Here is a 22,451-nt window from a genome sequence, read left to right as displayed (position 1 = left end):
ATTCATCCTTTTAATTATATAAACAATTTGGCCTTGTAATGATTTCCTCAAGGCTTTATATATGCATACCCTTCTTGTTGTTTGTTAATGAGTTCCCTAACTCCGACTGGAACGATTTTTACGAAAGAGAAAATCTCTTCTTTAGAAAGATCCATCGCGAGCAATGCGTTGTTGCATGCCGCAAATGTAACCCCTTTTTGAGATAAAACTTCCAGCGAGTTTTTATCGACCGAGTCGCTGATGTCTATATATCCTTTGACGGCCTCTGAATTAGCCAACACTTCCACAGATATGTTTGAAGATTCATTGTCATATGAAAGCAGTAGATTTTTAACATTGTTTAAAAGCAGTTTCCACTTTTGAAATTCATCAATATGAAAAATTACATGGTCCATCTTATATAAAATCCTTTCTGAAATTCAGATTCTAAGTTTCCGAGCGTTTGACGAGTGGAGTTGGAAAATTCATGAATGTTGGACTGATTTTAATGTAAATAGTTTGGTTTCCTTTCGTTATTACGTTAATAATACCCCCAAATTCTATAAAATGAAATGATTTGAGCTGAAGTTTGTAAATATTCAATATAATAGTAATGTATCATTAGACGTGTTAACAACAACAATTCCCCAGCTTTCCTTAATAAGGACAACTGGGGAATTGTTTTATATATTGCTTTTAATCGCTGATGTTATTCGGGGTCTGATCGTCAGCTTTGCCCTTTAAAATTGAGACTAAAATATAAATCAGTCAGATAGCCACAAGGATGTGATCAGCATCAAACAGAGATCATTGATCCTTATAGGCAGAAAGATCATAAAGAGTTCCAGATGTATCGGATCTTCCCATTATTTTGTCTGCACTGGAACTGGAAGAATCACTCCATTCACTTGAATCCACTGCCGTGCCGTTTTCTTCCACCCATTTGGTTACCTCATTGGAAGAATTGCCCATGCCGCCTTTTCCGCCAACCAGGAAGTATTTCAATTCTCCTTGTTCCACCATCTGCTGCAACTTTGCTACGGTCAGAGTGTTGTCGTTCCCACTGAAGCCGCCGATTGCCATAACGGGTTTTCCAGTGGCAAGAATGATTGGTTCCGCCTCGGAGGCACTTGGCACGGCAACCAGAAATTTCTCACCCGTGTTGTTCTTTTCAAGGAAATCAATGAGTGCTGTTTCAGAACTAGAAGAACCATCAACCCAGGATTTTCCCCCTCCAAATTGCTGTCCGCCAGCCTGACTGAACGATCCGCTTTTCTCTACTGAAGGACCTGCGGTGGGAATAGAAGAGTTGATGTTGCCAGAAAAGACCGAGTATCCTGTCCACACAGTGGGGGCAATCAGTAGTCCCGTAATGCCGAGGACGACGCAGGCTGTTGCCAGCTTCCCAGTCGTATTTCTGTGCAGGAGTTTCCAAACAAGCAGAAGTAAGGCTGGAATACCCGTAACAATGGCAACGATCGGGATTAAAACTCCGGAATAGGATGGATAGGATTGGAGCATGAGAATTTGCACAGCCCCCGTGGCAGCCAACGCCAGGGGAAGAAGAAAGCCAACAAAGCCCTTCGTTTTGTACAGCTTCCACATCTCTGTCAGCCCGATTCCTACAAGAGCCGCCAAGAACGGTGCCATCACGGAAATATAATATGGATGGAAAAACTGCGCAATACTGAAGTACGTAAACATTGTGATTACTGAGCCGCCCCAGAGCAAAACATTGGCGCGCCGTTTCCTTCGTATTTCAGAATCTATTTCCGTTGATTTTCGCATTCCTAAAAGAAGTGCGAAAACAGAGAAAAGACCGAATGGGAGAAGCCAGCTGTCTTGCCCACCAAGGGTAGTGTTGAACATGCGTAGGACACTTGCGCTGCCTCCACCGTTAAACATGTTGTTTCCGGTGTTGCCACCCATATTACCGTCGGCTCTGTGGTCTAACATGTTGTCTTTGGTGTCACCGTCATCTATATTGCTGCCGTCTCTGCCGTCACGGAAGCTTCCGTCTCCTTCATCGGATGTGGGTTGTTGAGTGGTACTGGTGGTAGTGTCGCCCGAGTTACCGACCGTCTGATCATCCCCCGGCATCTGCGGAGGATTGGAACCATCCGCACTAGGTACATCGGCTGAATCAGGGTTTGGTGCTTCGAAATCTGCCGTGTTTCCAGACTGGGCGGTAAAGTCCGACCTGCTCTCTTGTGGTCCGCCGTTCATGGATTGACCAATGATGCGCTGAATCCCGTTATAGCCTAAAGCTAGTTCCAGCTCTGAATTTGTGGTGCTGTTGTCGACATATGGCCGCTCACTGGCTGGAGTGAGATCCACAATGACCGACCATGAAAGGGATACCACCACGAGAACGAGAGTCGCCACCGCAAGATGCCAAATACGGGTCTTCCATTTCCGAGTTGAGGCAAAGAAATAGACGGCATAGAGAGCAGGGAGAATCAGGAACGCCTCCAGCGTTTTAGCGTTGTAGGCAATCCCCAGAAACACTGCGGATAAAAGCAGCCAGCGTAATTGCCCTTTATCGGCAGCAACCATCATGGCCCACGCTGCGAGTGTCATGAAGAAAATTAGGACGGAATCTGTATTGTTCGTTTTGCTGACCACAATAAAGATCGGCGAAAGAGCCAGAACTAGTGCAGAGACGAGTCCTGTCAGGTTGCCGAAATGCCGCTTGACAATATGATAGATAATGGCAACTGTTGCCACCGCGGCAAGACATTCCGGCAGCAGAATGCTCCAACCGTAAAATCCGAATACTTTTGCGAATGCCGCTTGCACCCACAACGAGACCGGTGGTTTATCTACTGTTACCCATCCGCCTGGGTCGAGCGAGACAAAAAAGAAGTTTTTCCAGCTTGTCAGCATGCTTTTTACGCTGGCTGCGTAAAATTCATTGCTGTAGCCTTCGTTCCAGATGTTGAATATCGATAGGAATCCAGCCAACAGCAGGATCGACGCAAGAGCAACTTTGGATAGAACATCGCACTTTTTATTTGTCATCATTTATCCTTACTCCTAAGTTTAATATAGGGACTTTTTTTGAAAAGGCGGATCCGTCGTTTTATCATTGCCTGAGTATATCCTGAGTTTTGTGGTTAAAAGGTTTTGCTTTTTATAAAAATAGGTTACCTAATTCATGTGAGAACTGAGTGAAATTCAAATAGAGATTTGGTGAACATTAGGCGATAGAATAGCCAAATTTCTGGTTTTTGGAGAGTACTCTTATATTAATCCCAATGAATAGGTGCATTGACAATAAAAGTCCCTCAGTTATCTTAAAAAAGATAGCTGGGGGATCGTTTTAAGCATTGATTTATTATATTGGGATAGAGATATGAACAACCAGGGTGCTCTGTACGCTAAAGTGCGATTGTCACTTTTAAAGTATAAAAAGGGTGACCAAAGAGTCGTTCAAAACTAAAAAATCAATATTTTAAACTTAATAATTTTTTCATAGGTACACTTAATTCCCTTTGATACTGAATTTCATTTTTCTTAAATAAAGTATTTTCCAGTACATCGTTGCGGAGTTCGCTTAAGCAATCTTCTATATCTGATAGAATGCTTTTGGCGTCATTATTTTCATGCTTACCAAACTTTCTTTTCAGACTCCTTTTATAAATATTTTTAAGTATTGGTTGGTCCTCAAGAATTATTTGGAGTACAGATATATTTTTTTCTAAATAAGCTTCTGTAAGGGCTTCTTTTACCAATAAAACATAATGTACATAAGTTTGCTTGTCATCAATAAATCTATTTTTTCTACCCAATAAATAATAGATTTCGGTAGCAATAAGTCCTGAAATTACTCCAGTAATAATACTCATTATGAAATTAAAATAAGAAAAGTAATCTGACATTTTTAGCCTCACCCTTTTCTACATGATAACCATTATATAGATAAAATTCAAGGATGGTCATTTAAAAATAAGAATTGAGTTTTGAGTATAAAAAAGGCATCCACCGAAGTGAATGCCCAATAGTATTTGGTCCCGTGTTACGCCCGGGTTATCGACTGCTATACCTGCTTTTGTTGATTGATATTTCGAACAGTTCATAAATGACCTTCAACGCCGAAATTAAAGCCTTCGGTTTGGCATGAAAAGATAGGCTTGTTGAATATTTCCAACTAAATTATTATACCATACCAAATCTTATTTGTCAAAGTAAGATTTGGTAGTAATCAAGATTCTTGCATTTTGAACGAATTAACAGAAAAATTTCATAAAATGTTTTTTAAACTTTATACTTCAAAAATATAAGATTAATAACAAATCAATCCAATAATTATAATTAATGTATTGAATTCCACCATATATTGTAAACATATAATTTAAAAGGAGAGATTCTTATGAAACACACAAAGGAAGCAGTAACACAAGAGAGTAATGATTCAAATTAGTTTTCGGAGCCTTCTCAGAAGCCTCCGAAAAAGAAATCTAAAGTTGGAAAATGGGTTCTGATCGTAATTGCTGTCTTTGTAGTGATTGGAGTAGCTACTAATATGGCTGGAAAAAATAAAGACGGGGCAACTCAAACACAAGCATCTGTTTCCTCAGCCACTTCATCTGCGGCGAGTAGTTCGAAAACTGAAGGGAAAATAACTTCGGAGCTTTATGAAAAAGTAGCACTTGGTGCTAGCAAAGATGAGGTAGAAGCAATCTTAGGAAAAGGCACAGAAGGTGCAAGTAATGAGATAAACGGAGTAAAAACAGAAGCTGTAAATTATACTGGATCAGGCGTGATGTCATCTGCAGTTATTACATATCAATCCGGGAAAGTTACGGATAAGACAGAAGTTGGACTTTATGATAAAAGCAAATACCCAACAATTGATCTTGCAAAATATGATCAGGTCGATACTGGGATGTCATATGATCAGGTTAAACAAATTTTTGGTGGAGACGGAGAAAAGGATACCGAAGCCCAACTTCTTGGCAATACATCATACGGATATATTTGGCGTGGAGCTGATGGAGTCAGCAATGCAACGTTAACGTTTAGCGACGATAAACTCGTTTCTAAAACCCAAATTAGCCTGAAATAATATTCACCTGTCGGTACTGTAGTACTAACAGACGGAGATACTAGACATAAACGAAACAATACAAACGCCCGGCCGAAAATTAAGTGCCGGGTGTTTTTATGCCCATTTTTAGGAGAACCGATATAAATACTGCTTTTCTTAGTTTCCTATAAATTTTGATATTACTAATTTTATCAAATAAATGCCGCAAGAACATTCATATCGGCAAGGATTTCATAAGTTAAGGCTTAAAGCTGCATATGGAGTCTTTGCTTTATTTTTATGTCTTTTATGTTATACTTGAATTGAAATTAACTTAATTGGCAGAGAGGAAAGGAGCTATTAAAAATGTTTAGATACGTTCATACCAATATTATTGCAAAGAATGCAAGCAAGCTGGTAGATTTCTATAAGACGGTATTTCATTGTCAAAGCATCAACGAGACGCGTGATCTTCGAGGAGCGTGGTTGGACAAGCTTAACGGTTTAAAAGAAGCACATATTACAGGTGAGCATCTTCTTTTGCCAGGTTATAATAAAGATCATCCAACCTTGGAAATATTCTCTTATGATACGTTGAAAGGAGCAATACCGGCAGAGATTAACCGTCCGGGAATAGCACATATAGCCTTTGAAGTGGATGACGTAGAAGCCACCTTAAAAGAAGTGATAAACGCTGGTGGAGGTGCTATGGGGCAGGTTGTTACTGCGGCTTATCCTAATAGTATAGAAGCTGTTTTTGTATATGCCAAAGACCCGGAGGGAAATATTATTGAATTGCAAAGCTGGAGAAAAACAAAAGATTGATTATAGAGCCATTAAAGTTTTTGCTTTGCAGGATATTGAATAAAAGAGCAAGAGAAAACTCTTGACAAATTCTTGATTATCATTTATATAATGAGAAAAAGCTTAAAAAGGGAGTGTGATTGATGGAATTGGAGTCGGTGGTTGAAAGAAGAAGAAGCATCCGAAAATTTTTAGCACGCGATGTAGAGAACGAAAAAATGGAAAAGATTTTAGAGTGTGCCCGTTTGTGCCAGTCTGCTAAGAATCGACAGCCATGGAGGTTTATGGTGCTCAAAGGGGAACAAAAAGACCATGTGGTCCAAATCATGCTGAACCTTTTCGAGCAAAATGATATTGAGATTCCAAATTATGCGAACAGTTCTAAAAATTCAGCTCGTGTGATCAAAGAAGCACCTGTGCTTATTTTAGTTTTTCGGCAAGATGATGATGATCATTGGATGACGGGAGATTTACTTTCAATTGGGGCTGCGGTAGAGCATATCTGTTTGGAGGCTGTAAATTTGGGACTTGGAGCTCTCTGGATTAGGGATACTGTTTATACACAAAAAGAAATCTGTCAGTCGGTTGGCTGTGAATCCATGCAGCTAGTTTGTTCCATTGCAATTGGTTATCCGGCAGAGTCACCAAATCCGCGTCCACGTAAACCCATGAACGAGATCCTTTTAAAAGCAAAATAAAAAAGGGTGATAGGTAAACTTTAGTGCCTATCACCCTTTTTGCATGCGTTATGAAATCATATCCGAATTTTTCCGGTGCAAAAGCCGGATTCTGCAGTTAAAATTTCTGTCATCAAGAGCTTTCCGGAAAGATCATCGCTGCTTACCGCTCTTACCAAAGTATAGTTTGGAGTGTATCCTTCATAGACATTTTTTGCGCAAGAACGCTCAAACAGCACCTCTTCACAAAGCCCTACCTGCGCTTTTAGAAAAGCCTGCTGTGTTTTGTGTGCTGCCGCAATCATGGCAGCAGAACGGCGCTCTTTTTCGGCATTGCTTACCTGTTCCGGCATTTCATATGCTCTAGTGCCTGGACGTCTGGAATAAGGAAATACATGAACTTTTGAAAAAGCAATTTCCTGTTCAAAAGCGAGATTTTGCTGAAACTCTTCTTCCGTTTCTCCTGAAAAACCGACCATGATATCAGTAGTGATCGCAGCATTTGGAAATGCCGCACGAAGGTTCTGAACGATTTCCCGGTATTCCTCTGTTGTGTAATGACGATTCATTCGACGCAGAGTTTTATCACAACCGCTTTGCAGAGAAAGATGGAACTGAGGGCAGAGCTTCTTTTGCGCAGCCATCCGTGCGATTACCGGAGGAGTTAACTGTTCCGGTTCCAGAGAGCCCAAACGAACTCGGTGGATTTTGCTGATTTCGCAGGCTGTGTCAATGGCATCACATAAAGTTGCCCCGATGTCCTGCCCATAAGCGGGGAGATTGATTCCTGTGAGCACAATTTCGCGATACCCGTTTTCTGCAAGCTCGGAAAGTTCTGCTTTTAATTCTGATAACGGCTTGGATCGAACTCGTCCGCGTGCATAGGGAATAATGCAATAGGAACAGAAACGATTGCAGCCGTCTTCTATTTTGACAAAAGCGCGTGTATGCTCATGAAATTCTGTTACCTGCATAGACTCGAAGGATTCTCCGTGGGGTTCAATATCGATGATTCGCTCACGATGTGTCAGGAAATCATGGATATGGGGAATTAATGAGCTGCGGTTTGAATTTCCAAGGATAATATCGGCATCATCGAGTGCGGCCGCCTTTTCAGGGAAGGCCTGTGGCATGCAGCCAGTCAAAATAATGATGGAAGTGGGATTCTTCCTTCTCACGCGATGAAGCGTTTGACGAACTTTGTGGTCACTGGTGGCTGTGACGGTACAGGAGTTAATTAAAACAATATCGGCACAGTCTCCTTCGCAGACAGTAAATCCGGAATTTTCTGCCATAGAAAGCATAGCTTCGGTCTCATATTGATTTACTTTACAGCCGAGTGTGATTGCGGTAATGTTCATAAGATAGTCCAACTTTCTAAAAAGCAATTACAAAAATATTAAGAGATTATAAAGAATTCTCTTGAATTTTTTAAAATGATGCGCTAAAATTGGAAAGATTTCAAAAAGGCTCAGATGAAGAAAGGAGTTTGGTGAACATGTATACAGCTAAAATTCATCTGTCAAACATTGATGATGTTAAAAAATTTGTTTCGCTTGTGTCCAGTTTTCCATTTGAGGTCAATCTCTGTACAGATAAGTATAAAATGAATGCAAAATCCGTTATGGGTGTATTCAGCTTGAATCTCAGTGAACCGATTACAGTGGAAGTTGACGAGTGTAATGAACAGCAAAAAGAACTTTTTGCACAAAAGATCAAAGAGTTCCAGCAAACTGAAGTAGAATCGTGAGAACGTGACAAACATGGCTGCCGCTTTTAAGCGACAGTTTTTTTTATCTTTTATTTTACATCATTTTCTGCAGTATCGACTTCTTTAGAAAGTGTTTCCCATAAAGACATTAAATTCTCGTTTTCTGTTTGCAGTGCATTGATTTTTTTCGTCAGTTCCAATGTCGCTTGATAGTCGCTGACTACTTCTGGTAATTGCAGTTGCTCATTAAGCGCTTGAAGTTTGTTTTCAATTTCCTCAATCCGATTTTCTGTTCTACCTAAATCTGCTTTCATTTTTCGCAAATGAGCTTGCTGTTCTTTGCGGAGCTGATAGGAGTTTTCTTTTTTAGGGGCAGACAGATCGGATTCTTCCGAGGCTGTCTGTTCCTTTTTCTGTTCTGCCAGAAAGTCTTCATAGTTTCCTTTGTAAGGGACAGCACGATCCGGTCTTAAATCATAAATGCGGTCGGCAAGTTTATTGATTAAATAACGGTCATGCGAAACAATTAAGAGAGTACCCTCATAATCCAGCAGCGCATTTTCCAGCGCTTCACTGGAAGGAATATCGAGATGGTTAGTGGGCTCATCTAAAAGAAGAAAATTAGAACGGGAAAGAATCAGCTTCAAAAGCAATACCCGGGCGCGTTCACCGCCGGAAAGAGTTGCAACGGATTTAAAGACATCATCTCCCTGAAACAGGAAAACAGCCAATGCGCTGCGAACTTGTGTCTGTGTAAGGTTGGGGTAAGAATCCCAAACTTCATCCAAAACATTTTTTTCTGGATGAAGTCCAGTCTGTAATTGATCGTAATATCCGACTGAGACACCACTTCCAAAAATGATTGTCCCGCAGTCCGGCTTGTTCTGACCCAACAGCGTTTTCAGTAGAGAAGTTTTTCCGCAGCCGTTAGGACCGAGTAAAAAGACGCGTTCTCCACGGCGAATATCAAGGTCAATGTTTTCGAAAAGCGGTTTTTTACCGAAAGTGAGGGAGAGGCTTTTTGCCTTTAAAACTTCATCACCGCTGCGCTGTTTGATCGAAAAATGAAAATGCAAGGATTGTGCAGCACTTTCAGGGATTTCCAGGGAATCTTGCAGACGGTCGATTACTTTTAACTTACTTTCAGCCGTACGAATATTCTTTTCTCGATTCCATTGACGCTGCTGTTTTACAACGCCTTCCAGACGATGAATTTCCCGCTGGGTATTTTCGTAGCGTCTGGTTACCGTCAGATCGTTTTCCCCTTTTTGTGAAAGATAAGAGGAATATCCGCCTTTGTAACAGGTTAGATGTCCGTTGGAAAGTTCAAAAGTACGGTTGCAGAGCTTATCAAGAAAATATCGGTCGTGGGAAATTACTAAAAAAGCACCGTTAAAATTTCGGAGAAAGTCTTCCAGCCATTCAACACTGGAAATATCAAGATGGTTGGTGGGCTCGTCCAAAAGAAGCAAATTGGAAGAACTTAGCAGAAGCTTGGCAAGCTGAAGTTTTGCACGCTGGCCGCCGCTTAAAACGCCGATCGGCTGCCCCATTTGTTCGTCGGTAAAACCAAGTCCGAGAAGAGTGCTGCGCGCTCTTGCGCGGCAGGTTAATCCTCCTCGACGAAGGAATGTATCATTGAGCAGACTTTGACGTTCAATGAGATGATCCATATCCGGGCTGCCTGCGCCAATAGCATGTCCGATTTCTTCCAGATTCCGTTCCATTTTGAGAAGATCGGAAAAGACGGTCAGAACTTCTGCATAGGCACTTCTTTCTAAATCACGGCAAACATGTTGCTCCATGTATCCAATTTGTGTACGGTTGGCTTTTGAAACAGTTCCTTCATCGGCAGGCTGCTCTAAAGTCAGCGCTTTTAAAAGTGTTGTTTTGCCGCTGCCATTTGCCCCCACGAGACCGATCCGGTCATTTTGCTGAATTTCGAAGGAGACATTTTGAAAAACTGTTTCAACTCCAAATGATTTTGACAGTCCGCTTACGCTCATCAACCCCATTCAAAAATCCCCCCTTCAAAAAATCATACACCGTCTTATTATACAGAAACAATTTTCTAAAATCAAGATAATCGCTTTACGGGGGCATGGAGCAATGATATAATAATTCGGTAGGAGATGATTGCGTGCAAATCGGGATTTCGACCGCTTGCTTTTATCCGGAAGCATTGGAAAACGGATTTGAAAAGCTGCTGAATTGTGGCTTTCGCTTTTTTGAAGTGTTCGTTAATACGTTTTCCGAGTTACACCATCCATATCTTGACCAGCTTAAAATTCAGGCGGAAAGCCATGGCGCGAAGATTTTAAGTCTGCATCCGTTTACATCAGGTTTTGAGAGCTTCCTGCTTTTTTCGGCCTATGAGCGTCGGTTTGAAGACGGTATGGAATTTTATCGCCAGTATTTTGAGGCAGCGGCATTTTTGGGCGCAGAAATTTTAGTGTTGCACGGACAGAGAAAAGAGCGCGCAGGGGATATTCCGGAAGAGATCTATTTTGAACGATATCATCGCCTTTTTGAACTTGGAAAAACTTATGGAGTCACATTTGCGCAGGAAAATGTAAATGCATTTTGCAGCGAAAATCCAGAATTTTTGCACCGTATGCGGTCTTATCTGCACGGGGACTGCGCATTTGTTCTTGATCTGAAACAAGCAGTGCGGTCTGGTCATGATCCGTTTGAGACTTGTGCACAGATGGGAGAACAATTAGTACATATCCACCTGAATGATCATAAGCCCGGAAAAGATTGTTTGCTGCCAGGCCGGGGAATTATGGATTATGGTCGGCTGATGAGACAGCTCAAACGGCAGAACTATAAAGGAAACTTAATTATTGAAGTTTATCGGAAGAATTTTGGTGGTCGTCAGGATCTGATTGAGGCGAAGCAAAAGGCAGAATCAATTCAAAAATATTTTTACACAATATCATCTTGAATTTCAGAAAAAATTCGTGTTATAATAAATAATATTGGGATTATGTGTTGGAATATGTTGGATTATAATAAGGAGGTAGGCTGATGAAATGTCCATATTGTGGAAATGAAGAAAGCAAAGTGATTGACTCTCGGCCGACAGATGAAGGAGAGCGAATTCGCCGCCGCCGGGAATGCCTTAAATGCGCAAAAAGATTTACGACTTATGAAATCATTGAAACGGTTCCAATTATCGTTATTAAGCGGGACAAATCTCGCGAAACATTTGACCGAAATAAATTGCTGAATGGTCTCCTGCGTGCTTGTGAAAAGCGGCCCATTTCGGTAGATCAACTGGAGCGTGTTGTGGATGAAATCGAAAACATGCTTCAAAATTCTTTGGATAGAGAAGTTCCGTCTTCTTTAATTGGCGAATATGCCATGAAACAACTGCAGAAAATCGACGAAGTCGCTTATGTTCGGTTTGCGTCGGTTTATCGTCAGTTTCAGGATATCGATACTTTTATGGAAGAACTCAGTCGTATCATGAAAAATAAAAAATAAAAACATGGAAAGACTTTTGATCTTTTAAAATGATGTGTATTGTCTATTTTGCAGTACACATCATTTTTTATGGTGAGGTTAGATGGCAGGTAACCATTTTTACTTGTTATTGATTCTCAAGACATGGGAAAAATTGCAGTTCGAATATTCTCCCGCTTTATGAAAGAAAACAAAAATAATAGAAAAAATAACAGGATTGACATTTTTTTATTTTTGTATTAATATAAAAAAGTGTTTATAGATAACTTTACATAATTGCAATTTTTGAGATGAAAAATTGTAAAATATTGTATTTTGATAATTGAGTCTGTTTGAATGATAAAAACAGAGTATACTAGAGTTAGAGCTGAAAGATTTCTCTTTAAAAATGGGAGAGTGCTGAGTTTGGATAAATTTATAATTACAGGCGGCCGCCGCTTGGAAGGCGAAGTTAATATTAGCGGAGCTAAAAATGCAGCGGTTGCTATTATACCTGCGGTGGCATTATCTGATGATGTGTGCCGCTTGGAAAATATACCGGAGATTACAGACGTTGCTTCTATGCTGCATATTTTGCGTGACTTGGGGGCAAAGGTTCGTTGGGTTAACCATACTACTGTGGAAATTGATCCCCGCCCTATGAATAGTTATGTGGCTTCTTATGAATTGTCGCATAAAATTCGTGGTTCTTATTATCTTTTGGGAGCACTTTTGGGCAGATTTCATCATTCGGTGGTTCCATTGCCAGGTGGCTGCTATCTTGGAGTGCGGCCGATTGATCAACATTTAAAAGGATTTGCCGCATTGGGGGCTTCTTATACGCTTTCCGGCGGCATGGTAGATGTACAGAGTGACCATCTGCACGGTGGAAATGTTTATCTGGATGTCGTTTCAGTAGGCGCGACGATGAACATTATGCTGGCAGCAGCAAAAGTTCCGGGCATGACGGTGATTGAGAATGCAGCCAAAGAGCCGCATATCGTTGATTTGGCAAACTTTTTGACGACAATGGGCGCAGATGTTCGTGGGGCCGGTACCGATGTGATTAAAATTCATGGAGTGGATCATCTCTGTGGGACAACCTATTCTATTATTCCGGATCAAATTGAGGCTGGGACTTATATGGTCGCTGCCGCTGCGACTGGTGGAGACGTACTGGTGAAAAATGTAATTCCGAAACATTTGGAATCCATTACGGCGAAGCTGGAAGAGATGGGAGTCGAAGTGACAGAGTTTGATGAGGCTGTCCGTGTACGTAGCACGGGAGTTCTCAACAAATGTAATATTAAAACAATGCCACATCCGGGATTTCCAACAGATATGCAGCCGCAGTTTTCGGTTTTGCTTTCTCTGGCGAATGGAACCAGCATGGTAAATGAAAGCGTTTGGGACAATCGTTTTCGCTATGTGGAAGAACTGCGCAAAATGGGCGCTCAGATTTCGGTTGATGGAAAACTTGCAGTGATTGAGGGAGTTGATCATCTCAATGCGGCTCCCGTACACGCATGTGATCTTCGCGCTGGTGCAGCAATGGTGATTGCGGCTTTGGCTGCAAATGGTACCAGCACGATCGAAGGGATTCATTATATCGAACGCGGTTATGAGCACATCGTTGAGAAGATTCAGGCTCTGGGGGGTCAGATTGAACGGGTTACGGAAGAAAATCCCATAGGAGCACAGGTGGTATAAAAATCCTTAAGGGATGACAATTGGTCATCCCTTTTTCTTTATTAGGGGGAAATGCAATTTGGCGAGATTTTGCCCACTGTTTAGTGGAAGCAGCGGAAACAGTTATTACATAGGCTCTGCAGGAGCAGGAATTTTAATAGATGCCGGTCGAAGCGCCAAACAGCTGATTCAGCGCATGGAATTGTGCGAAATTGATCCTAAAACGATCCAGGCAATTTTTGTAACACATGAACATTCGGACCATGTTTCGGGACTGCGAGTTTTGGCTTCCCGCTTAAAAGTTCCGGTCTATGCATCGAATGGAACGCTTGGAGCATTGGAAAACTTAAAAATTGCCAATGGAAGTTTTCGTGCTTTGCCGCTTGACTGGGATGGGACTAATTGTGCAGGAATGCGCGTTACGCCATTTCATGTTCCGCATGACTGTGTTGAAGGAGTTGGCTACCGAGTCGAAACGTCAGATGGACGAACCGCTGCTTTTGCAACCGATCTCGGCCATTTTACAGAAGAAGTACGGTGCCATATTATGGGAGCCGATTTGGTAGTCCTTGAATCCAATCACGATGTGGGAATGCTTCAAAATGGACCATATCCATACTCACTTAAAAAGCGGATTCTTTCAGATACTGGACATCTCTCCAATATTGCCTGTGCAGATGCTGTTTCGGAGCTTGTTCGTATGGGGGCAGCCAGATTCTTTCTTGCACATTTGAGCCGTGAAAATAATACGCCGGAGATTGCACTGCAGACAACGCTTTGTGCGCTCACGATGGAAGGGATGAATCAGGGAACGGATTTTGATCTTTCAGTAGCACCTCGGGAAAACCCCGGAAACTTTACGGTGTTTTAAGGAGAGGAAAAATGCTGAATGTACAAATTGTTTGTATCGGAAAACTAAAAGAATCGTATTGGCGTTTGGCCTGCAATGAGTATGAAAAACGTATGCAGAGCTTTGCAAAATTTTCCATTCGGGAATTGCCGGAGTGTCGTTTACCGGAAAATCCAAACGCAGCTCAAATTAAGGCGGCATTACGGGAAGAAGGGGAGCATATTCTTTCTGAGTGCAAAAATACACAAATAGTTCCACTCTGTATTGAGGGAAAAGAGATTTCCTCTCCGGATCTTGCAAAATGGATTGAAAATAAAGCAGTTTCTGGAGTCAGTTCCATTTCTTTTGTAATCGGAAGCAGCTTTGGGCTTGATGATTCCGTAAAAGAATCAGGAAATCTGCGTCTTTCGATGTCACCGATGACGTTTCCGCATCAGTTGGCAAGGGTGATGCTCTGTGAACAAATTTATCGTTCTTTTCAAATTTTGAATCATGGAAAATATCATAAATGAGGCGAATCATGATGAAAACAGGAGTAGTTGATGTTGGCGGCGGACTGCGAGGAATCTATGGAGCCGGTGTGTTTGATTATTGTTTGTTGAAAGAGATCAAGTTTGACGAATGTATCGGGGTGTCTGCAGGCAGCGCAAATATTGTGGCCTATCTCGCAGGTCAGCGCGGAAGAAATCTACGGTATTACCGCGATTATGCCTTTCGACCAAATTACATGAGCTTACATAATCTGGTTCATGGGGGATCTTATCTGGACCTTAATTATGTCTATGGGGTCCTCAGCAATTCGGATGGAGAATATCCTTTGGATTATCCAAAAATTGTAGAAAACCCAGCAGAAATGAAAGTAGTTGCTTCTGAAGCAGTGAGCGGAAAAGTAAAATATTTTGATAAAAATGACTTTTTAAAGGATGATTACGGAATTCTGGGCGCTTCTTCTGCGATTCCGGTTGTCTGCCGTCCTTATCCTTTCCATGGAACTCTTTATTTTGATGGGGCGCTCAGTGATCCGGTTCCGGTGCAAAAGGCATTGCAGGATGGCTGTGAGCGCGTCGTTGTAATTTTGACAAAACCGCGGAATTTAATTCGTACTTCCGGTGGAGATGATCATTTTGCACGTATTCTGCGTCGTAGATATCCGAAAGCAGCACGAAACCTTCATCTTCGGGCCAAAAGGTACAACGAGGGCGTTGCTTTTGCCAAAGAATTGGAGGAAAAAGGGAAGGCTGTGATTATAGCGCCGGACCAGATTGCCGGAATTAATACGCTTACTAAAAATAAAAATATGCTGGAGCATCTTTATCAGAAAGGGTTCAAAGATGCAGAAGCAATCGAAGCTTTTTTAGAGCAGTAAGACAGTCGATGGTCTAAAAGATTCTGCATAAATAGAAAAAATAGTCTTCAAAATTCCAAAAAATAAAATTACATTTTAAGAGATTTTTAAAATTACAATGAAATTTTTTAAAAAGTGTTATGCAAATTCTCGAAAATTCAGCAAAAAATCCGCAAAACTTGTGCAGAAAAGGAAATGCCTCTTTTAGAAGGCAAAAAACATTGACACAACCTGTAAAATATAATAAAATATGAGAGTCAAAACGAATACAGTTTAAATGGCAAGGAGGTTCTGAAAACAGGGCGGCTTTGCCATTTTCTATTTTTGAAAACAAGAAGGGGTGATTTCTTGAGATTCACAAAAATGCAGGGGATCGGGAATGATTATATCTATATTAATTGCTTTGAAGAAAAGGTCCCGGATCCGGCAGCCTTGAGCATTCGTTTGTCAGACCGGCATTTCGGAATTGGTTCAGATGGAATCATTCTGATTAAACCGAGCAGACAGGCAGACTGTGAAATGGATATTTATAATGCGGATGGTTCTCGTGCCATGATGTGTGGCAATGGAATTCGATGTGTTGGAAAATATGTGTATGATCATGGAATCTGCAAAAAAGATGTGCTGCGGGTCGATACCCAAAGCGGAGTGAAAACGCTTTATCTGAATGTTCAGAATGGCACTGTTCAATCGGTACGTGTCAATATGGGAGCCCCGATTTTGAACCCTGCTCAGATTCCAGCGGATTTTCCAGGAGACCGGGCGGTCAATGTGCCGCTTTTGGTGAATGGAAAAGAATATCACGTCACCTGCGTATCTATGGGAAATCCTCATTGTGTGACTTTTGTAAAAGACGTTGCTGCTCTTGATTTAGCAGCGATTGGGCCTTCCTTTGAGCGCCATCCAGTGTTTCCGCAGAGAGTCAATACGGAGTTCGTTGAAGTGCTTTCTGATCACGAGGTAAATATGCGCGTTTGGGAGCGTGGCAGCGGAGAAACTTGGGCTTGCGGAACCGGAGCGTGCGCTTCGGCAGTTGCTTGTATCTTAAACGGGATTACCTGTCACAGTGTGCTGCTGCATCTGCGCGGCGGAGATTTACAGGTAAGCTGGGACGAAAAAGAAAATACCGTTTGGATGGAAGGCCCGGCAGTGACTGTTTTTGACGGAGAAATTGAAATTTGATAATGATTTAATATTAACATAGAAAAAAATAGATGATTTTTATTCTATAGTAGCAGACAAAAGGAGTGTTTTAGCGTTGGTAAAAGCAAATGAAAATCTGGCAAAACTTCCTGCAAGTTATTTGTTTGTAGACATTGCAAAAAAAGTAGAAGCTTTTCAGAAAACTCACCCGGAAAAAGAGATTATTCGGCTTGGAATCGGTGATGTAACTCGTCCCTTGGTACGCCCGGTTGTAGACGCAATCAAAAAAGCGGCAGAGGAAATGGGGCACCCGGAGACTTTTCACGGGTATGGACCGGAATCCGGATATGAGTTTCTTCGAAAAGCAATTGTTACTCATGATTACAAAGGACTAGACATTTCAGAAGATGAAGTCTTTGTTAGTGATGGAGCTAAAAGCGATACCGGCTCTATCGGGGATATTTTCAGCGTTGATAATGTCGTTGCAGTTTGTGATCCGGTTTACCCTGTTTATGTAGATACCAACGTGATGGCCGGCAGAGCAGGAACTTATACAGAAGGAAAAGGTTGGAGCAAGATTGTTTATTTGCCCTGCAAAGAGGAAAATGACTTTTTGCCTCAGCTTCCAAAGCAGAATGTGGATATGATTTATCTTTGTTTCCCTAATAATCCGGCTGGCGTTAGCATTTCAAAAACGGAGCTCGAAAAATGGGTTCAGTATGCACTGGATCATCAGGCGGTTATCCTGTATGACGCAGCATATGAAGCGTTTATCTCTACCCCTAATGTGCCGCACAGCATCTATGAGATCGAGGGTGCAAAGAAGTGTGCGATTGAGTTCCGTAGTTTCAGTAAAACGGCTGGGTTTACCGGTACCCGCTGTGCGTTTACAGTGATTCCAAAAGAGCTTGTGATTGATGGTGTTTCCATGAATCGTCTCTGGAGTCGCCGCCAGTCCACAAAGATGAATGGTGTTTCTTATCCAATACAGCGTGGGGCAGAGGCTGTTTATTCTGAAGAAGGACAGAAATTGGTCCGTGAAAACATTGCCTATTATAAACAAAATGCCCACATTATTGTAGACGGATTCAGAAAAGCTGGATTCACTGTTTATGGTGGTCAGGATAGCCCTTATGCATGGCTGAAAGTTCCTGAAGGAATGACCAGCTGGGAATTCTTTGATCAGCTTTTAGAAAAATGCGGTGTTGTTGGTACTCCCGGAAGCGGATTTGGAATGGCAGGAGAAGGATTTTTCCGCCTGACCGCATTTAATACCAAGGAAAATACGGAGAAAGCAGTTAAACTAATTGTAGATGCTTTTTCAAAAGAAAAATAGAGTTTATCTGTAAAGAGGGCCCCTGATTCAAGGGCTCTCTTTGTGCGGAACTGGGAAATTTAGAAGATGAGTTTAAAAGAATGGTTGGTGATTGAATGAAGGCATTACTAATGTTGGAAAACGGGATGACCTTTGAAGGAACCGGATTTGGCGATGAGCACAATGTTGTAAGCGAAATTGTTTTTAACAGTGCGATGTGCGGATATCCGGAACTTCTTACAGATCCCTCTTATGCCGGGCAGAGTGTTGTGATGACTTACCCCATGATCGGAAATTATGGAATCTGTTATCAGGATGCTGAGTCTACACGTCCGTGGCTGAGTGCATATATTGTTCATTCAGTTTCGAATGTAGCAAGTAATTTCCGTTGCGATATTGACTTAGATCATTATTTAAAGCGCTATCAGATTCCCGGTTTACAGGGAATCGACACCCGTGCACTTACCAGAATTTTGCGGGAGAGCGGCACAATGCGCGGCATGATCGCGTATGGCGATTCGATCGACCTCGAAGCGATGAAAAAGCAGATCGAGAATTTTAAAATGGAAAGCTATGTGCCGAAAGTCAGTATCCGCGGCGGCAAAATATACGGCGATGGCGGCGTGAAAATTGCGCTGATGGATTATGGCGTTAAAGGGAATATTATTCGCTGTTTAACAGAGCGCGGCGCGACAGTAAAATGTTTTCCTTGGGACGCTTCTTATGATGAAGTCAAAGAGTGGAAGCCGGATGGAATTATGTTAACCAATGGGCCTGGAGACCCGCAGGACTGCAAAAAGCCGATTGAAGAAATCAAGCGGATCTATGCTTCCGGAACACCGACCTTTGCAATTTGCCTGGGACATCAGCTGATGGCACTTGCCAATGGCGGAGATACCTATAAATTGAAATATGGTCACCGCGGAATCAATCATCCAGTCAAGGACCTAAAAGCCAACAGAGTTTATATTTCTTCACAGAATCACGGCTTTGTCGTAGATGCTAAGACAATGGACCCGAAGATCGCTGAGCCAAGCTTTATTAGCATGAACGATGGCAGTATTGAGGGATTTGATTATAAGAATGGTCGAGTCTTCACCGTACAATTTCACCCGGAGGCAGCAGGTGGTCCACATGATACGCGATTCCTTTTTGATCGCTTTATGAATCTGATTGGAGGTGCTGCCCTGTGAGTAAACGTGCGGAAATTAAAAAAGTAATTATCATAGGGTCCGGCCCTATTATTATCGGACAGGCGGCGGAATTTGACTATGCAGGAACGCAGGCGTGCCGTGCGATTCGAGAAGAAGGAATAGAGGTCATTCTGATCAACTCCAACCCAGCGACGATCATGACCGATAAGCAAATCGCTGATAAGGTATATATCGAGCCTTTGACCATCGAAACCGTTAAGAAAGTAATCATTAAAGAAAAGCCCGACAGCATTTTACCGACACTGGGTGGACAGAATGCATTGAACCTTGCAGTTGAGCTGGAGGAAAGCGGCTTCTTAAAAGAGCATCATGTAGAAATGATTGGTACGAGTGCCGATACGATTCGTATGGCGGAAGACCGCGAACTTTTCAAAGAAGCAATGGAGCGAATTGACCAGCCGTGCGCGAAATCTGTGATTGCAGAGAGTCTTGACGAATGTTTTGCTGCAGCTGATAAAATTGGGTATCCGGTTGTTGTGCGTCCAGCTTATACATTGGGCGGCAGCGGCGGCGGAATTGCTCATACAAAAGAGGAACTTGAAGAGATCGGGACACTTGGTCTGCACCGTAGCCGTGTACATCAGGTACTGATCGAGCGTTCTATTGAAGGCTGGAAAGAAATTGAGTATGAAGTAATACGCGACCATAATGGAAACTGCATTACCGTTTGCAATATGGAAAACTTTGATCCGGTTGGCGTTCATACCGGTGATTCCATCGTGGTAGCACCATGTCAGACGCTTGCCGATAAAGAGACACAAATGCTGCGTACTGCTTCTTTGAATATTATTCAGGAGCTGGGGGTCGAGGGCGGCTGTAATGTGCAGTTTGCGCTCAATCCGGACAGCTTCGAGTATTGTGTAATTGAAGTGAATCCCCGTGTAAGCCGCTCTTCTGCACTTGCAAGTAAGGCAACCGGGTACCCGATTGCAAAAGTAGCGAGTAAAATTGCTTTGGGCTACACTTTGGATGAAATTAAAAATGCAATCACGAAAAAGACGTATGCTTGCTTTGAGCCGACTTTGGACTATTGTGTTGTAAAGATCCCTAAATGGCCGTTTGATAAATTTGTAAATGCAAAGCGTGTGCTGGGGACGCAGATGAAAGCAACCGGCGAAGTGATGGGAATTGCCCCAACATTTGAAGCAGCTTTGATGAAGGCGATTCGCTGTTTGGAGCAAAACCTCTTCAGCTTAAAAGATCATCGTTTGGATTCCTTCTCGGATGAAGAAATCTTGGAGCGGGTACACAATGTGGATGATCGTCGTCTGTGGACGGTAGCGGAAGCATTACGCCGTGGATATTCTCCGGAAAAGATTCACGAGATCACCAAGATTGATCTCTGGTTTATCGGAAAGTTAACTGCAATTATCGAGATGGAAAAAGCACTTTCTGAGCAGAAGATGACAAAAAAGCTTCTTCTGAAAGCAAAAAGCATGGGGTCCTTGGATCGTACAATTTCTGAGTTTTCCGGTGAATCTGTGGACGAGCTTCGAAAAATGCAGGACGAGTGGGAAATTGCTCCGGTTTACAAAATGGTCGATACTTGTGCTGCCGAGTTTGAAGCAGAGACTCCGTACTATTATTCCACTTATGGGATTGAGAACGAATCTAAGCCTGAAAGCCGCCGCAAAAAGATCGTGGTTATCGGTTCCGGCCCAATTCGTATCGGGCAGGGAATTGAATTCGATTTTTGTTCCGTGCACAGTGTGTGGGCATTAAAAGATCTTGGTTATGAGACGATTATCGTGAACAATAATCCCGAAACGGTTTCTACCGATTTTGATATTGCCGATAAACTGTACTTTGAACCACTGACGGAAGAAGATATCCTCCATATCGTAAAACTGGAAAAGCCGGATGGTGCTGTCTGTCAGTTTGGTGGCCAAACAGCCATTCGTCTGGCAGCTTCTATCGAAAAGATGGGCGTTCCAGTTCTCGGAACCAGCAGCGACAGTATTGACCTTGCAGAAGATCGGGAACGGTTTGATGAAATCCTCAATGACTGTAAGATCCCCCGTGCGGCAGGGCATACAGTTTTTACCTGCGATGAGGCATTAAACGCGGCGCATCAACTTGGTTATCCTGTTTTGGTTCGTCCGAGTTATGTCCTTGGCGGTCAGGGCATGCAGATTGCCTATGAAGATTCCGATATTGTCAATCAGATTGGAATTATCAATCAGATTGCACAGGAACATCCGATCCTGGTTGATAAGTATATCATGGGAACCGAAGTGGAAGTTGATGCTGTCTGTGACGGAACCGATTCGGTGATCCCCGGAATTATGCAGCATGTTGAGCGTGCTGGGATTCATTCCGGTGACAGCATTTCCGTTTATCCTGCCATTGGAATCAGTGAAGAAGCACAGGAGACCATTGTTGAAGATACTCGTAAACTTGCAAAAGCTTTAAAGGTTAAAGGGCTTCTTAATGTTCAGTTTATTGTGAAAGATGAAGTTGTCTATATCATTGAGGCGAACCCGAGATCATCTAGAACGGTTCCTTATATCAGCAAAGTGACCGGAATTCCGATTGTGCCGCTGGCAGTGCGCACTTTCTTCGGAGAGACATTGCCACAGATGGGTTATCAGTATGGCCTTCAGAAACCGCATGATTACATTGCCATTAAGATGCCGGTTTTCTCATTTGAGAAAATTCATGGCGCTGATGTCAATCTGGGACCTGAAATGAAATCCACCGGTGAAGTTCTTGGAATTGCCCGCACCTATGATGAAGCGCTGATCAAAGCGTTTTATGGCGCCGGAACACATATGATCAAGAATGGCCGTGTTATTATTACAGTGAAGAACAGTGATAAGGCAGAAGTCCTCCCGATTGCCAAGGGACTTTATGATCTAGGTTGGACGATTTATGCAACACAGGGTACGGCTGATTATCTTAATGATCATGAGATTCCGACGATTCGGACTCATAAAGTGGGAATGAATCAGCATGATATTATTAATCTGATCATGTCTGGAAAGATTGATTTAGTAATCAATACACCGAGTAAGGGTATGCAGCACGATCGGGATGGCTTCCTGATTCGCCGTAATGCGGTAGAAGCCGGAATTCCATGTCTGACATCACTTGATACCGCAAATGCGTTTTTAACATGTGCACGCCATGTTGAAACGACGGAACTTTCCGTTGTGGACATTACGCATGTAAGCACATTTTTAAATTTAGTTTAAATAGGATCAATCATAGGATCAGTCAAACGATATTTTACTTTAACGGAGGTAAAT

The 22,451-nt window shown here is 42.3% G+C and carries 19 protein-coding genes; 14 read left to right on the top strand and 5 right to left on the bottom strand.

Annotation, left to right across the window (positions count from 1 at the left end):
• Nucleotides 1-47: 47 nt before the first annotated feature.
• The 3 genes from OP489_RS07145 to OP489_RS07135 form a co-directional block, all read right to left on the bottom strand.
• Entirely contained in the window at nucleotides 48-395 is a 348-nt protein-coding gene (locus OP489_RS07145; RefSeq protein WP_266161244.1) for a DsrE family protein, read from the bottom strand.
• A gap of 391 nt (nucleotides 396-786) precedes the next feature.
• Entirely contained in the window at nucleotides 787-3,003 is a 2,217-nt protein-coding gene (locus OP489_RS07140; protein ID WP_266161243.1) for a glycosyltransferase family 39 protein, read from the bottom strand.
• Between the two features lie 422 nt (nucleotides 3,004-3,425).
• Complete coding sequence (locus OP489_RS07135) at nucleotides 3,426-3,860, bottom strand: hypothetical protein (RefSeq protein WP_266161242.1); 435 nt, start codon at nucleotides 3,858-3,860, stop codon at nucleotides 3,426-3,428.
• Nucleotides 3,861-4,504: 644 nt separating this feature from the next.
• Between OP489_RS07135 and OP489_RS07130 the strand changes: the two genes are divergently transcribed.
• The 3 genes from OP489_RS07130 (at nucleotide 4,505) to OP489_RS07120 (ending at nucleotide 6,510) form a co-directional block, all read left to right on the top strand.
• A complete protein-coding gene (locus tag OP489_RS07130; protein WP_266161240.1) occupies nucleotides 4,505-5,047 on the top strand; it encodes a DUF3862 domain-containing protein in 543 nt (180 codons plus the stop codon).
• Between the two features lie 327 nt (nucleotides 5,048-5,374).
• Nucleotides 5,375-5,833 carry a VOC family protein gene (locus OP489_RS07125; RefSeq protein WP_266161239.1) on the top strand — a complete coding sequence of 153 codons (459 nt, stop codon included), beginning with the start codon at nucleotides 5,375-5,377 and terminating at the stop codon, nucleotides 5,831-5,833.
• A 122-nt stretch (nucleotides 5,834-5,955) separates the two neighbouring features.
• Nucleotides 5,956-6,510 (top strand): nitroreductase family protein, encoded by a 555-nt coding sequence (locus tag OP489_RS07120; protein ID WP_266161237.1) that lies wholly within the window; start codon nucleotides 5,956-5,958, stop codon nucleotides 6,508-6,510.
• Nucleotides 6,511-6,566: 56 nt separating this feature from the next.
• Here the strand turns inward: OP489_RS07120 and mtaB are convergent, their stop codons facing one another.
• Nucleotides 6,567-7,850: a tRNA (N(6)-L-threonylcarbamoyladenosine(37)-C(2))-methylthiotransferase MtaB gene (mtaB, locus tag OP489_RS07115; RefSeq protein ID WP_266161236.1), complete on the bottom strand. Its 1,284-nt coding sequence runs from the start codon at nucleotides 7,848-7,850 to the stop codon at nucleotides 6,567-6,569.
• Nucleotides 7,851-7,987: 137 nt separating this feature from the next.
• Between mtaB and OP489_RS07110 the strand changes: the two genes are divergently transcribed.
• Nucleotides 7,988-8,239, top strand: coding sequence for an HPr family phosphocarrier protein (locus OP489_RS07110; RefSeq protein ID WP_266161235.1), 252 nt, complete (start codon nucleotides 7,988-7,990; stop codon nucleotides 8,237-8,239).
• A 50-nt stretch (nucleotides 8,240-8,289) separates the two neighbouring features.
• On the opposite strand, the gene OP489_RS07105 is transcribed toward OP489_RS07110, so the two are convergent.
• On the bottom strand, nucleotides 8,290-10,215 hold the full coding sequence (locus OP489_RS07105; protein WP_266161234.1) for an ABC-F family ATP-binding cassette domain-containing protein: 1,926 nt from the start codon (nucleotides 10,213-10,215) through the stop codon (nucleotides 8,290-8,292).
• Between the two features lie 125 nt (nucleotides 10,216-10,340).
• On the opposite strand from OP489_RS07105, the gene OP489_RS07100 reads away from it, so the two are divergent.
• From OP489_RS07100 to carB, 10 genes are all read left to right on the top strand, one after another.
• Nucleotides 10,341-11,147 carry a sugar phosphate isomerase/epimerase family protein gene (locus OP489_RS07100; protein ID WP_266161233.1) on the top strand — a complete coding sequence of 269 codons (807 nt, stop codon included), beginning with the start codon at nucleotides 10,341-10,343 and terminating at the stop codon, nucleotides 11,145-11,147.
• 83 nt (nucleotides 11,148-11,230) lie between these two features.
• Entirely contained in the window at nucleotides 11,231-11,689 is a 459-nt protein-coding gene (gene nrdR, locus OP489_RS07095) for a transcriptional regulator NrdR (RefSeq protein WP_180340536.1), read from the top strand.
• A 384-nt stretch (nucleotides 11,690-12,073) separates the two neighbouring features.
• The gene (locus OP489_RS07090) at nucleotides 12,074-13,357 is read left to right on the top strand and encodes a UDP-N-acetylglucosamine 1-carboxyvinyltransferase (protein WP_266161231.1); all 1,284 of its coding nucleotides are present in this window, start codon (nucleotides 12,074-12,076) and stop codon (nucleotides 13,355-13,357) included.
• A 58-nt stretch (nucleotides 13,358-13,415) separates the two neighbouring features.
• On the top strand, nucleotides 13,416-14,207 hold the full coding sequence (locus OP489_RS07085) for an MBL fold metallo-hydrolase (RefSeq protein ID WP_266161229.1): 792 nt from the start codon (nucleotides 13,416-13,418) through the stop codon (nucleotides 14,205-14,207).
• 11 nt (nucleotides 14,208-14,218) lie between these two features.
• Complete coding sequence (gene rlmH / locus OP489_RS07080; protein ID WP_266161228.1) at nucleotides 14,219-14,698, top strand: 23S rRNA (pseudouridine(1915)-N(3))-methyltransferase RlmH; 480 nt, start codon at nucleotides 14,219-14,221, stop codon at nucleotides 14,696-14,698.
• 8 nt (nucleotides 14,699-14,706) lie between these two features.
• Entirely contained in the window at nucleotides 14,707-15,552 is an 846-nt protein-coding gene (locus tag OP489_RS07075) for a patatin family protein (RefSeq protein WP_323135401.1), read from the top strand.
• A gap of 327 nt (nucleotides 15,553-15,879) precedes the next feature.
• Nucleotides 15,880-16,713: a diaminopimelate epimerase gene (gene dapF, locus OP489_RS07070; protein WP_266161227.1), complete on the top strand. Its 834-nt coding sequence runs from the start codon at nucleotides 15,880-15,882 to the stop codon at nucleotides 16,711-16,713.
• 76 nt (nucleotides 16,714-16,789) lie between these two features.
• The gene (locus OP489_RS07065) at nucleotides 16,790-18,010 is read left to right on the top strand and encodes an LL-diaminopimelate aminotransferase (RefSeq protein WP_266161225.1); all 1,221 of its coding nucleotides are present in this window, start codon (nucleotides 16,790-16,792) and stop codon (nucleotides 18,008-18,010) included.
• A gap of 95 nt (nucleotides 18,011-18,105) precedes the next feature.
• Nucleotides 18,106-19,182 (top strand): carbamoyl phosphate synthase small subunit, encoded by a 1,077-nt coding sequence (locus tag OP489_RS07060; protein ID WP_266161223.1) that lies wholly within the window; start codon nucleotides 18,106-18,108, stop codon nucleotides 19,180-19,182.
• On the top strand, nucleotides 19,179-22,397 hold the full coding sequence (gene carB, locus OP489_RS07055; protein WP_266161221.1) for a carbamoyl-phosphate synthase large subunit: 3,219 nt from the start codon (nucleotides 19,179-19,181) through the stop codon (nucleotides 22,395-22,397). Before OP489_RS07060 ends, carB begins: the two co-directional genes overlap by 4 nt.
• Nucleotides 22,398-22,451: the final 54 nt, after the last annotated feature.

This window comes from Caproicibacterium sp. BJN0003 (genome assembly GCF_026314295.1).
GTDB lineage: Bacteria > Bacillota > Clostridia > Oscillospirales > Acutalibacteraceae > Caproicibacterium.
The sequence above is the reverse complement of the archived record's forward strand: the minus strand, read 5'-3'. Positions and strand labels throughout refer to the sequence as shown.